This is a genomic window from Dakarella massiliensis, from assembly GCF_001182045.1.
Classification (GTDB): Bacteria; Pseudomonadota; Gammaproteobacteria; order Burkholderiales; family Burkholderiaceae_F; genus Mesosutterella; species Mesosutterella massiliensis.
Genome location: NZ_CVTY01000005.1, coordinates 258,345 through 271,770, shown reverse-complemented (window position 1 = coordinate 271,770; position 13,426 = coordinate 258,345). Strand labels below are relative to the sequence as shown.

10 protein-coding genes are annotated in these 13,426 nt (G+C 58.0%); 7 read left to right on the top strand and 3 right to left on the bottom strand.

All coding sequences use genetic code 11. The features are described from left to right. Nucleotides 1-26: 26 nt before the first annotated feature. From purH to BN1936_RS02915, 6 genes are all read left to right on the top strand, one after another. Nucleotides 27-1,583: a bifunctional phosphoribosylaminoimidazolecarboxamide formyltransferase/IMP cyclohydrolase gene (gene purH, locus BN1936_RS02940; RefSeq protein ID WP_022442873.1), complete on the top strand. Its 1,557-nt coding sequence runs from the start codon at nt 27-29 to the stop codon at nt 1,581-1,583. 128 nt (nt 1,584-1,711) lie between these two features. Then, nucleotides 1,712-3,013, top strand: a complete 1,302-nt coding sequence (gene tolB, locus BN1936_RS02935) for a Tol-Pal system beta propeller repeat protein TolB (protein ID WP_049686598.1) — start codon at nt 1,712-1,714, stop codon at nt 3,011-3,013. Between the two features lie 36 nt (nt 3,014-3,049). Beyond that, nucleotides 3,050-3,592, top strand: a complete 543-nt coding sequence (gene pal / locus BN1936_RS02930; RefSeq protein ID WP_022442871.1) for a peptidoglycan-associated lipoprotein Pal — start codon at nt 3,050-3,052, stop codon at nt 3,590-3,592. A gap of 74 nt (nt 3,593-3,666) precedes the next feature. Beyond that, nucleotides 3,667-4,530, top strand: a complete 864-nt coding sequence (ybgF, locus tag BN1936_RS02925) for a tol-pal system protein YbgF (RefSeq protein WP_022442870.1) — start codon at nt 3,667-3,669, stop codon at nt 4,528-4,530. Nucleotides 4,531-4,710: 180 nt separating this feature from the next. Then, nucleotides 4,711-6,336, top strand: coding sequence for an NAD-dependent malic enzyme (gene maeA / locus BN1936_RS02920; protein WP_022442869.1), 1,626 nt, complete (start codon nt 4,711-4,713; stop codon nt 6,334-6,336). 73 nt (nt 6,337-6,409) lie between these two features. Then, nucleotides 6,410-7,234 (top strand): segregation and condensation protein A, encoded by an 825-nt coding sequence (locus BN1936_RS02915; protein ID WP_022442868.1) that lies wholly within the window; start codon nt 6,410-6,412, stop codon nt 7,232-7,234. A gap of 86 nt (nt 7,235-7,320) precedes the next feature. On the opposite strand, the gene metG is transcribed toward BN1936_RS02915, so the two are convergent. Then, nucleotides 7,321-9,387 carry a methionine--tRNA ligase gene (metG, locus tag BN1936_RS02910; RefSeq protein WP_049686596.1) on the bottom strand — a complete coding sequence of 689 codons (2,067 nt, stop codon included), beginning with the start codon at nt 9,385-9,387 and terminating at the stop codon, nt 7,321-7,323. Nucleotides 9,388-9,534: 147 nt separating this feature from the next. Here metG and apbC point away from each other — a divergent pair, with 147 nt between their 5' ends. Continuing rightward, nucleotides 9,535-10,617, top strand: coding sequence for an iron-sulfur cluster carrier protein ApbC (apbC, locus tag BN1936_RS02905; RefSeq protein ID WP_022442866.1), 1,083 nt, complete (start codon nt 9,535-9,537; stop codon nt 10,615-10,617). A gap of 78 nt (nt 10,618-10,695) precedes the next feature. Here apbC and BN1936_RS02900 read toward each other — a convergent pair whose 3' ends face one another. Together BN1936_RS02900 and BN1936_RS02895 are read right to left on the bottom strand one after the other, a co-directional pair. Continuing rightward, entirely contained in the window at nt 10,696-11,799 is a 1,104-nt protein-coding gene (locus BN1936_RS02900) for an NAD(P)/FAD-dependent oxidoreductase (RefSeq protein ID WP_022442865.1), read from the bottom strand. A gap of 135 nt (nt 11,800-11,934) precedes the next feature. Then, nucleotides 11,935-13,422, bottom strand: a complete 1,488-nt coding sequence (locus tag BN1936_RS02895; RefSeq protein ID WP_022442864.1) for a M48 family metalloprotease — start codon at nt 13,420-13,422, stop codon at nt 11,935-11,937. Nucleotides 13,423-13,426 lie beyond the last annotated feature (4 nt).

The window sequence follows — 13,426 nt, the reverse complement described above, 5'->3', positions numbered from 1 at the left end:
AGGGATTTTTAAGGAAATAGAACGACATGAAGAAACAGGCACTTCTGAGCGTTTCAGATAAAACCGGCATCGTGGATTTCGCCCGTGAGCTCGTCGCCCTCGGCTACCACCTGCTTTCTACCGGCGGCACCGCCAAGCTCCTCGAGAAGGAAGGCATTGCTGTGGAAGAAGTCGCAGATTACACCGGCTTTCCTGAAATGCTCGACGGCCGCGTGAAGACGCTTCACCCGAAGATTCACGCCGGCATTCTGGCCCGCCGCGACCTCCCCGAGCACATGAAGGCTCTGGAAGAGCACGGCATTGATCCGATCGACCTCGTCGTCGTGAACCTCTACCCGTTTGAGCAGACGATCTCGAAGCCGAACTGCACGTTCGCTGACGCCATCGAAAACATCGATATCGGCGGCCCCACGATGATCCGCGCCGCGGCCAAGAATCACGGTTCCGTCGCAGTTGTCGTTGATCCGGCTGACTACCCGAAGATCGTCGAGGAGATCAAGGCTGAAGGTGCCGTGACCGCCAAGACCCGTCTCGCCCTCGCGAAGAAGGTGTTCGCTCATACCGCCCGCTACGACGGCATGATCACCAACTACCTCACGAGCCTCGATGCCGAAAACAAGCCGGCCACCAAGTTCCCGGATGTGCTGAACCGCCAGTGGGTCAAGGTTCAGGACATGCGCTACGGTGAGAATCCTCATCAGCAGGCCGCGTTCTACCGTGAACAGCAGGTCGCCCCGGGTCTCCTCGCCGGCTACACCCAGCTGCATGGCAAGGAACTCTCCTACAACAACATCGCTGATACGGATGCCGCCTGGGACGCTGCCCGCTCCTTCGATATGCCGGCCTGCGTGATCATCAAGCACGCCAATCCGTGCGGCGCCGCTGTGGGTCTCAATCCGGCCGAAGCCTATGCCAAGGCCTTCAAGACGGACTCTAAGTCTGCCTTCGGCGGCATCATTGCCTTCAACCGCGAAGTGGACCTCGAAACGGCCCAGCTCGTGAGCAAGCAGTTCGCTGAAGTGATCATCGCTCCGTCCTTCTCTGCTGAAGCCCGCGCGCTTCTCAGCGAGAAGAAGAACCTCCGGCTCCTCGTTGTCGCGAACGGCGGTGCTCATAACGACTTCGACTTCAAGCGTGTCGGCGGCGGTCTCCTCGTTCAGACTCCGGATATCCAGATCTGCCCGGAAAGCGCTCTGAAGGTTGTGACGAAGAAGCAGCCGACCTCTGAGCAGATTGCCGACATGATGTTTGCCTGGCGTGTCTGCCGCTGGGTCAAGTCGAACGCCATCGTTTATGTCCACGCCGGCATGACGCTTGGTGTCGGCGCCGGCCAGATGAGCCGCGTTGACTCCGCCCGTATTGCTGAGGAAAAGGCTGAGGAAGCAGGTCTGTCGCTCGTCGGCTCTGCCGCCGCGTCTGACGCCTTCTTCCCGTTCCGCGACGGTCTGGACGTGATCTGTGACGCCGGCGCGACCTGCGTGATCCAGCCGGGCGGCTCGATCCGTGACCCTGAAGTGATCGCAGCCGCTGACGAACGCGGCATCGTCATGGTGTTCACGGGCGAACGTCATTTCCGCCACTAATCAGAAAGAAGCCGAAGCGCGGTAACAAAAAGTCACGACTTGAAGCGGCGCCGCGCTTTAGGCTTTTTTCAATGTAGTAGCATGAGGAGACAGTTATCTGTCTCCTTTTTGTATTTGGAAGCATCTCTATGGTCGCCAATAAACAAGCAGGTGTCAGCCGCCGCGCTCTTCTTGCCGCTTCGGCTGCCGGACTCGGTCTGCTGAGCCTGCCCGCCTGGGCGCAGCTCGATATTGAAATCACGGGCGTTGGCTCCCAGCTTTTCCCTATTTCGGTTCCTGCTTTTTCCGGCACAGCCTCTGCGCCTGGAAGCCTGAGTTCCGTTATTGCGGCTGATCTGGTGAGATCAGGCAAATTCCGTCAGGTCGGTTCCACGGCAGAGGTGTCCTACGCTCAGGTGCTGAATCCCGATCCTCTGGCGTTCCGATCGGAGAACAGCAACGCCGCCGTTATCGGTTCCATCGCGCCAAAAGGCGCCGGCCGCTGGGAAATCAGCTGCAAGCTGCTCGATGTGGTGAGCGGGAAGCTCCTCGACAATTTCGTCAGCACGAGCACAACCGGCAACCTCCGGATGGCGGCGCACCAGATTGCAGACAGAATCTATTTCAGGCTGACAGGCACGCCCGGCTGCTTTGCCTCCCGGATTGCTTATGTGCAGAACCGGGGCGGTGTCTATGAGCTCGTGATTGCTGACAGCGACGGCGAGAATCCCCGCGTCGCTCTCCGCAGCCGTGAGCCAATTATTTCGCCCACCTGGGCCCCGAATGGCACGAGCCTCGCCTACGTCTCATTTGAATCCCGGAAACCGGTGGTTTATATCCACGAACTGATGTCAGGTCACCGCCGCGTGGTGGCGAACTTCCCCGGCAACAATTCCGCTCCGGCATTCAGCCCGGATGGATCACGGCTCGCTGTTGCGCTTTCCCGCGACGGCGGCACCCAGATCTATCTGATGAGCACCCGCGGCGGTTCGGCAACCCGCTTTACGACAGGGGCCGGCATCAATACCGAGCCTGTCTTCAGCCCTGATGGTGCCTGGATCTACTTCACTTCCGACCGAGGCGGGAATCCTCAGATTTACCGCAAACCGGTCTCAGGCGGCAAGGCCAGCCGCGTCACATTCTCTGTCGGCTACGCTGTCAGCCCGGCGCTTTCGCCCGACGGCAAAAAGCTGGCGTATATTGCTCGCTCCAGAGGTGGATTCCAGGTGAACGTGCTGGATCTTGCAAGCGGCAGCAACATGGCCGTTACCAAGACCAGCGGGGATGAATCCCCAAGTTTTTCGCCCAACGGCGAATTGATTGTTTACGCAACAGTCTCCGGCAGGCAGGGTGTTCTCGCTATGGCCAGCGCAGACGGAAGCATGTCGTCCCGGCTTCGCAGCCGCGGTGGAAGCATCCGCGAACCCGCCTGGGGACCTTTGATCCGATAATTCAGGAAGTCCTTCTTTCCTTTGGAGAAACATAAAATGCAATTTTCAGTTCGCACCCTGGTTGCCGTGCTCGCCACTGCCGGCATCCTCGCAGGCTGCTCTTCTGTTCCTGTTGACGGAGCCAAGACCGACGGTACGGCCACGACCGCCGCGTCCACCACGGGCAGCCAGAATGGTCAGGGCGTTACTGTCGACAACGGCGCTGTGAAGACCGTTGAAGTGGATCCTCTGAATGACCCGAAGAGCCCGCTTGCTCAGCGTTCCGTTTACTTCGCTCTGGATTCCTACTCGGTTGCCCCGCAGTACGACCAGATGCTGTCCGCTCATGCAAACTATCTGATGAGCCATCAGAACCGCAATATCGTTGTTGAAGGCAACACCGACGAACGCGGCAGCAGCGAATACAACCTCGCGCTCGGCCAAAAGCGTTCCGAAGCCGTCATATCCAAGCTGAAGCTGCTTGGCGTTCCCGCCACCCGCATGGAAGCGGTGAGCTTCGGCAAGGAGAAGCCGCTCGCCAAGGGCTCCAATGAAGAAGCCTGGGCAAAGAACCGCCGCGCCGATATCCGCTACCGTTGATAGTTCGCTGATCCAAAGCCCGGATCCTTTGGTTCCGGGCTGCTTTTTTACAGAACAGGATGAGGTTCGAAAGAATGTCCAATCGCCGCCTTTTACCGCTAGCCGCCGCCATGATTGCCGGCCTTGGCTATGTCTCGAGCGCTCAGGCGCTTTTTGAAGACAATGACGCCCGCATCGCCATCAACGCCATGCGGAAAGACATGGTTACCATGCAGGCTCAGATCAGCCGGCTGGAGAATGGCCAGAAAGCGAGCCTCGCTCTGTCGGATCAGATCGCGAGTCTCCAGGAACGGCAATCCGCTCTCTCCGGGCGTCTTGAAACACTCGAAAACCGGATCGCCCAGCAGGAAAAAAATTCCCGGGATCTCTATACCGATCTCGACAGCCGTCTGAGAAAGCTTGACGGCCGTGTGGCGAAGGCAGAAACCGCCGCGCAGAATGCGCCGGCGGGTGAACCGGGATCCGATCCCGCCGCCCAGGGGCAGGCCGCGGCAGCTTCGAATGAGAAGGGGTTTTATGACAGAGGCCTCTCCTCCTTCCAGAGCGGTCAGTACGCGGACAGTGTCAAAGCCTTTTCGAGCCTGATTTCGGGGTACCCGCAGTCCACCTATCTGCCTGAAGCCATGTACTGGCAGGGCAACGCCTACTTTGCGCTCCAGAAGTACAAGGAAGCGGCAGCGGTTGAGGATCGCCTGACCCGTCAGTACCCGAATTCCACCCGGACTCCGGACGCGCTCCTTTCTCTGGCCTCCGCGCAGACCGCGCTTGGCAACATCCGCGCCGCAAATTCGACCCTCACTTCACTGCAGAAGCGGTTCCCGAAAACCGAACAGGCAAAACTCGCCGCTCAGAGACAGAAGGAACTGAAGGCCGCACTGCCGCCCGAACCCGAGGCCGCGCCTAAGTCAAGCAAAGCAGGGAAAAAGAAGGCGCGCTAAACTACATCCACTCTCGGAAGGGGCGACTCTTCGCCCCATAAAAAAAGAGAGGTATTACACCGCAATAGCGACTGCACCCCTTCTGCAGCTCATTGCGGTGGTTATCTTTATGCTTGTGCAGTGTTCTCTGCTCAGGCTTAAGCCATAGTTATCAAGCAAGTTAAATTAAGGATAAAGGTTATGGGTGCTCATAATTTAACCGGTACTACGCTGTTGCAGAACGGAGTTTATAGCAAGGGAACCGCCTTCTCTGAAGAAGAGCGCGCCGCCCTCCATTTGAAGGGACTCCTTCCGCCGGTTCCGGCCACGATCTCTATGCAGGTCGAAGCCATGATGGAACAGCTCCGCGCGTTTGACACGCCGTTCCAGAAGGCGCTCTTCCTCGATGGGCTTCGGTCCAGCAATGAAACGCTGTACTTCCGACTGCTCCTCGAGCACATCGAAGAAGTGCTGCCGCTCGTCTATACGCCGACTGTCGGCGAAGTCTGCCAGAAGTTCAGCCACCTCTTCCGCTTCGCGAAGGGCCTCTACCTGTCTATCGAAGACAAGGGCCACGTGAGCGAAATCCTCGAGAATCTTCCGCAGGAAGCGGTCGACATGATCGTCGTGACTGACGGTCAGCGTATTCTCGGTCTCGGCGACCTCGGCATCAACGGCATGGGCATTCCGGTTGGCAAGCTCGCCCTTTACACCGCCTGCGCCGGCGTTGATCCCCGCCGCACGCTGCCGGTCATCCTCGACGTCGGCACGAACACCGAGCGTTACCTCAACGACCCGCTGTACCTCGGACACAAGCACCCCCGTGTCAGCGGTCAGGAGTACGACGACTTCATCGAGGAATTCTTCCAGTCGGTTTATAAGAAGTGGCCGAAGTGCGTTGTCCAGTTCGAAGACTTTGGCAACAACCACGCCTTCGATCTGCTCGCCCGCTATCGTTCCCGCTACTGCTGCTACAACGACGACATCCAGGGTACGGCCTCCATCGTCGTTTCCGGCTTCTTCTCCGCTATGCGCGCCAAGAAGTCCAAGCTGTCGAACGAAAAGATTCTCTTCCTCGGTGCCGGCGAAGCGGCTACCGGCGTTGCCGGCCTGATCGCTGACGCCATGGTTGAAGATGGTCTTTCCCGTGAGGACGCTCTTGCCCGTCTGTATCTCTTTGACTCGAAGGGACTCGTCACCACAACCCGCGGTGATACGCTCGCGGCCCACAAGCTGCCGTTCGCAAAGGATATCCCCTCGGTGAAGGATTTCGAGGAAGCCATCCGCACGCTGCGTCCGACCGCTATCGTCGGTCTCTCCGCTCAGTCCGGCGCCTTTACGGAATCGATCGTGAAGGCCATGACTGAGATCAACGAGCGTCCGATCGTCTTCGCCCTTTCCAACCCGACCTCCAAGGCTGAGTGCACGGCGGAACAGGCTTACACCTGGTCTGACGGCAAGGTGCTCTTCAGCTGCGGTTCTCCGTTTGATCCGGTGACCTACAAGGGCAAGACCTACGTGCCGCGTCAGGGCAACAATTCGTATGTGTTCCCCGGCATCGGTCTCGGCGCCATTCTCGCCCAGTGCAAGGAAATCACTCAGGAAGTGTTCCTCTCCGCGGCTCACACCTGCGCCGATATGGTGACGGAAGACGACCTGGCTCACGGTTCTCTCTACCCGTCCCTCACACGCGTCCGTGAGATTTCTCACCTCGTTGCCGTGAACATCATCAAGCTCGCGCTGAAGACCGGTCAGGCTCAGATTGAGGCTCCGGCTGACATCGAGAAGTTTGTCACCGACAACATGTACACGCCTGATTACGAATAAGGCATCTGCGATCAGTTTTGACTGACCAAGCACGGCCAGATGCCTTCACGGCATCCGGCCGTGTTTTTTCCTTATGGAACAGACATTGGACAACACACTGCCCCTCTCCCCAAGCGACTCGATTGCCCTCCTTTACGGCAAGCCGCTGGATAAAGTGCCGGCCGGACTCTATATTCCGCCCGACGCTCTGAAGGTGTTTCTGGAATCCTTCGAGGGACCGCTCGATCTGCTGCTCTGGCTGATTCAGAAGCAGAAGTTCGACGTCATGGATATTCCCATGGCGACGCTGACTGAGCAGTACATGCAGTATGTAGAGCTGATCCGGAAAAACAATCTCGATCTGGCGGGCGATTATCTCGTCATGGCTGCTCATCTGATGGCAATCAAAAGCCAGCTGCTGCTACCGCTCCGGAAAGCCGATACGGGAGAGGAAGTGGAAGATCCCAAGGCCGAACTGATGCGGCGTCTGATCGAATACCAGAAGATGAAACTCGCGGCCCAGGAGCTGGACCGACTGCCGATCAGCGGCCGGGATTTCAGTCCGGTGGATGTCAGCAAACCCGAGTCCGCCCCGGATCTCCCGGAAGTGTCACTTGACGAACTGCGGCGCGCCTGGCGCTCCGTCATGGCCCGGATCAAGCTGCAGGAGCGGCATACCGTGACCCGCGAGGAGCTTTCGGTCCGCGAGCATATGTCTTCCATTCTGAAGCAGCTCCAGACAAGGTCCTACGTGGAATTCACGGACGTCTTCGAAAACACGCCGACCTTCGCCCACGCCCTTGTCAGCTATCTCGCCATCCTTGAACTCGCGAAAGAAGCAATGATCCGCATCACGCAGGCGGCACCTTTTGCCCCCATCTGGCTCACGCTGTCCCACCGCGAAGAGACACTTCTCTAGTCAGCAAAAAGCCCCGCTCATCCAAACTGAATGAACAGGGCTTTGCGCCGCGATCCATGCGCCCCGGCGGCGGGGCGCACTTCTCATCAGTGAATTCTCATGCCAGGCTTTGCGCCGGGGAAAGGTTCCAGCAGGAAGAATCCCGGGGTAGCCTTCTGATCCGCGTCAGCCGCCGAGAGCACCATGCCTTCGGAAAGACCGAAACGCATCTTGCGGGGCGCGAGATTCGCGATCATGACGATCAGCTTGCCGACCAGCTGTGCGGGCTCACTGTAGCTCGCCTTGATGCCGGAGAAGACCGTACGGGTCTTTCCTTCACCGACATCGAGCGTGAACTTCAGGAGCTTCGTGGAGCCTTCCACGGCTTCGCATGCCACCACCTTCGCGATACGGAGGTCAAGCTTCGCGAAATCATCAATCGTGCAGGTCGGAGCAATGGCTTCACCACCAGGCAGCGCTTCCGCCTTCGGTTCTTCCTTCACCTCTGAGATCAGCTGATCCAGCTGCTTCTCCATATCGACTCGCTGCATCAGGTGCTTGAAGGGCTGAATCGGATTGGCGGAGGAGAGCGGTGTATCCACCGTGCTCCAGGTGAGCTCTCCGCAGCCGAGGAACGCCTCAACCTTCTCTGCCACTCCCGGAAGCACCGGCTTCAGGTAGTTCGTGAGAATACGGAAAGCCTCAAGGCAGACCGAGCACACTTCATGCAGCTTCTCCGCCTGAGCCGGATCCTTAGCGAGTTCCCAGGGCTTCATGTGATCGACGTACTCGTTCGTCTTATCGGCGAGTTCCATCACAAGACGCATGGCCTTCGCGTACTCGCGGTCTTCGTAGAGCTCAATCACCTTCGGTGCGTCTTCACGCAGCGCCTTCAGGAGCGGATCCGACATAGCGGAATCCAGCACGCGGCCTTCAAAGCGCTTCACGATGAAACCTGCCGAGCGCGAGGCGATATTCACATACTTGCCGATCAGATCGGAATTGACGCGGGAGAAGAAGTCAGGCTTCGTGAAATCGATATCCTCGACGCGGCCGGACAGCTTGGCGGCGAGATAGTAGCGCAGCCACTCCGGATCCATGCCGAGATTGAGATACTTCAGCGGATCAATGCCGGTACCGCGGGACTTGCTCATCTTCAGACCGCCCACGGTAACGAAGCCGTGCGCGTAGATGTGATCCGGCACGCGGTAGGGCTTTCCTGCGAAGTGCAGCATCGCCGGCCAGAAAAGCGTGTGGAAGTAAATGATGTCCTTGCCGATAAAGTGAATCTGCTCAGTCTTCGGATCCATCAGGAATTCATCAAAATTCTTGCCGATGCTGTTGAAGTAGGACTTCAGAGAGGCGAGGTAGCCGACCGGAGCGTCCAGCCAGACATAGAAATACTTGCCCGGCACGTCCGGAATCGGAATGCCGAAGTACGGCGCGTCACGGGAAATATCCCAGTCCTCGAGCTCAGCGCCTTCACCGAGCCACTCCTGGTCTTTCGCAAGCACCTCAGGCTGCACGCGGGGCTTGCCATCAGCGCCGTTGCCGCTCGTCCAGTCGCGCAGGAACTGCACGGCCTTCGGATCGGAAAGCTTGAAGAAATAGTGCGTGGAGCTGCGCAGCTCAGGCTTCGTGCCGGAGAGAACCGAGTACGGATTGATAAGCTCAGTCGGGCGATAGACAGAACCGCAGACTTCGCAGCTGTCGCCATACTGATCCTCAGCGCCGCAGTGCGGGCACTTGCCCTTGATAAAGCGGTCAGCGAGGAACATACCCTTCTGAGTGTCGTAGTACTGGGTGATCTCCTTGCTGTAGATCAGCCCTGCGGCCTTCAGACGGCGGTAGATGTCCTGGGAAAGCTCGACATTCTCAGGGGAGTCAGTCGTGTGCCACCAGTCAAACTTCACATGGAAGCCGTCCAGATACTGCTTGCGGCCGGCACGGATCTCCGCCACAAATTCCTGAGGCGTGACCCCCTTCTTCTGAGCCGCGATCATCATCGGAGCGCCGTGCGTGTCGTCGGCTCCCACGAAATAAACCTGGTTGCCGGCCATCCGCTCATGACGCACCCAGATATCAGCCAGAATGTACTCAGTGATATGGCCGATATGGAAGGGGCCGTTGGCATACGGCAGTGCCGTCGTTACAAAAATATTGCGCTTCGTCATAAGTCTCTGTCTTATCGCAGCTGTCACAGAAAAAATAAATAGATCTTCTATTTTATATCCCCAAGCTGCTTACTTCTTTTGAGACTCATGCATTTTTAAGTGAAATGACATAATTGGGCATCCCGTTCTTCAACAGAAGGAAGAGCCATGACGGCAACAAAAGAAGCTATCGCCCAGGTGCTGAACGGCGTGATTGATCCCAATACCGGCAAAGGACTGCAGGACAGCGGTGAAATCGCTTCCGTTCTCCCCGGAGCGGTCATCATCGAGCTCGGTTACCCGGCAAAAAGCCAGATTGAACTGATTAAAAAAGCGGCAGAGGAAGCCCTCCGTGCCGCCGGCATTGATTCTGAGGTGGAGGTGCGGCAGAACATCCGCGCTCACAAAGTCCGCTCCACGCTCCGTGTACTGCCGAACGTGAAGAACATCATCGCAGTTTCTTCCGGCAAGGGCGGCGTCGGCAAATCCACCGTTACGGCGAACCTCGCTCTGGCTCTCGCCTCTGAAGGCGCTAAGGTCGGCGTGCTGGATGCTGATATTTACGGCCCCAGCCAGCCCACGATGCTGGGCGCTTCCGGCACCCCGCAGTCGAAGGACGGAAAGACGATGGAACCGATCGAGGCGAACGGACTGCAGATCAACTCCATCGGATTCATGGTGAATCCGGCAGACCCTGTTATCTGGCGCGGTCCGATGGTTTCTTCCGCCCTCCGCGATCTCCTGCAGCAGACGAACTGGCACGATCTCGACTATCTGGTGATCGATATGCCGCCTGGAACCGGCGACATCCAGCTCACACTTTCCCAGCAGGTCCCGGTCACCGGTGCCATTGTTGTCACAACGCCTCAGGACATCGCGACGCTTGACGCGGTGAAGGGCCTCATGATGTTCCGCAAAGTGAATATTCCTGTCCTCGGCATTGTGGAAAACATGGCGCTCTTCAAGTGCCCCCACTGCGGCCATCTTGAGCGGATCTTCGGTGAGGGCGGGGCGGAACGGATGTCCAAGGAGTACGGGGTCCCGGTTCTCGGCAGCCTGTCCCTTGAGCGCGGCATCCGCGAGGACGCGGATTCCGGGCACCCGACTGTGCTCGCTGAACCTGACAGCGAAACGGCTGAGATCTTCCGTGCCATCGCGAGAAAGACTGCGGTCGCGCTCTCCGAAACCCCAAAGGACTTCTCCTCCGGAATCCCGAAGGTCACCGTTCAGAACGCGGCTCCCAAGGCCTGATGCCGTTCTGAATGAAAAAAGGCTTCCCGCAAGGGAAGCCTTTTTCTTTGCCTGTATCAGGCAGAGGCTGGAAGAGAATTACTCTTCAGACCCCTCTTCACCCTTGTGATGGGCGGGATCCGGCACGCCGAGGGCCTTATGCAGCTTCGGAGACGTCGTCGTGTACTGCAGGAACACCTTCTTATCCGGGAACACATACTGGGAGGCCGCGAAGGCCGCCAGAGCGCACTCATGGAAACCGGACAGGATCAGCTTCTTCTTGCCGGGATAGGTGTTGCAGTCGCCGACTGCGAAGATACCGGGAATGTTGGTTTCAAAACGGGCGGTATCAACCACGATCTGCTTGCGGTCAAGCTCAAGACCCCATTCAGCGATCGGGCCCACCTTCGGCTGCAGGCCGAAGAAGACGAGGAGGCAGTCGAGCGGAATACGGCGGACGATACCGTCGTTACCGGTCACGCGGACTTCCGTCATCACACCGTCCTTCTCTTCGAAGCCCGTCACCGAGCCCACGACAAACTGCATCAGCCAGTCTTCGCAGAGCTGCTTCATCTCAGCCACGCGGGCGGGAGCGGCACGGAAGCCGTCACGACGATGGATCAGGATGACGCTCTCTGCCTTTCCGACAAGATTCAGCGTCCAGTCGAGAGCGGAGTCACCGCCGCCGCAGATCACGATGTTCTTGCCAGCGAAGAATTCCGGATCACGCACCCGGTAGAAAAGCTGCTTGTTCTCAAACTTCTCAATGCCCGGAACTCGCATCGGACGGGCATCAAAAGAGCCCATACCGGAGGCGATGATCACGGCCTTGCAGTGGAAGCGGGTGCCGAGATCCGTTTCCACGTGGAAGGAACCGTCTTCCTGCTTCTCAACCTTTGTGACGACTTCGCCCAGGTGATAAACCGGCTTGAAGGGATGATTCTGCTTCAGCAGGTTTTCAGTCAGCTCAGCCGACGAGTAAACCGGAACAGCCGGAATATCGTAAATCGGCTTCTGGGGGTAGAGCTCCATGCACTGACCGCCCACATTCCGAAGAGAATCCACCACGTGGCACTTCATCTCCAGAAGACCGAGTTCGAAAACCTGAAACAGCCCGACCGGACCTCCGCCGACGACAACGACGTCTGTTTCAATGATTTCGTCAGTCCGCTCTGCAACGGTCAAGTAATCTTTAATAGCCATTTCTGTTGATATATAAGAGTTCAGGCGCTCCCCGTCCGGGAGCGGTTCAGCCGCAGGCTTCGCCTGGGTAAAAAATATGCGTAGAGGTGTATTCTCGCATTATTTAGCCCCGAGCACATGCGCTAAAACAACTAATTAGTTATGGGATTTATCCTGCTTCAGATGGTCTTCAGCTTCACGAAGATCCGCATCCACCTCGCTCATCGTGAAGAAATCCCCGTCTGACACGCGCTGTGCCTGTTTGAACTGATAGGCCGCCATCTTCCAGTCCCCCTGCAGCGCGTACATCTTCCCAGTCGCCCGGAAAGCCTCGCTCCGCCTGCCCAGTGCTTCGCTTGACCTCGCGAGATAACGGAAATAATCCGCGTTGTCCTGAGAGATCGCACTCTGCCCCTTCAGGTACTTCAGAATCTCTTCATGCATCCCCTGCTCATAGAGATCCTCGATATAGATCTTCGCCAGCATGACTGAGAGCGGATTATCGTTCGCGAGCGCCGAGATTTCCTTCAGCACCGGTTTCTTATCCGCTGCCAGCGCGTATCGGGTCTGAAGAAGATTCTTCTGCAGGAAGACATCATTTCTGCCCGCCATCTGAACGGCCTTCTGGGCTTCGGCGTACGCCTGTGCCGCATCACCGTCCTGAGCATAGACAACGGAGAGCCCGTAATGCGCCACGGCGGCCTGCACTCCGGTTGCCTTTTTATTCAGCACGGTCTGGAACTGGATCTTCGCCGACTCCCGTCCGGCTGAGCTCCCGGACTGCAGTACCAGAGCTCTTGCCTGCATCAGATAGAAGTCAAAACTGTCATGCCGGATAAAGGGACGCTGCAGCTCGCGCGCCCGGTTTTCCATATCCGCGATTCGCTCAACCGTGAGCGGATGGTCAGACAGGTACGCCGAGGCATTTGCCTCATAGGGACCGGTGCGCTGCAGGAGACGCTGGAAGAAGCGGGTCATGCCGTTCGGATCAAAATTTGCCCGTACCATGATCTGGAAGCCAATACGGTCCGCTTCCTGCTCCGCGCTGCGAGAGAATTTCAGCTGATTCGAAATGAGAGCGGCCTGGCCCCCCATCATGATTGCGGCCGCCGCGTCGCCGCCCGAATTGCCGCCGGCGGACGCAGCCAGAATCGCAAGAAGGAATGAGCCGAGAGAAGCTGCGGCATTCCCCTTCTGATTCTCAAGCATGCGGGCAATGTGACGCTGTGTCACGTGGGCAATTTCATGCGCCATGACGCCCGCGAGTTCGCTCTCATCCTGCGCCGCGACCAGTGTGCCCGTGAACACCGCAATGAAACCGCCGGGAAGCGCGAAGGCGTTGATTTCCCCAAGCTTCATCGGAAAGAACTGGAAACTGTACGGTGTCACCGGTGCGGCAGCGACCAGCCGGTACCCAAGCCTCATCAGATACTCATGAATATCCGGATCATGGAGGTAATAAGGGCTCTGCCGGATCTCCTCCATGGATTGCTCGCCGATCTTCCGCTCATCAGCCGGAGAGAGTTCGCCGGAGCCAGCCGGCGCGCCAAGTGACGGCAGATTGATCTGACTGGTCATTTGAGGTTTGGCCGGCAGAGAGGCCGCCATGAGGCAGCAGGCGGCAACAGCAATCCATGGCTTCATACGG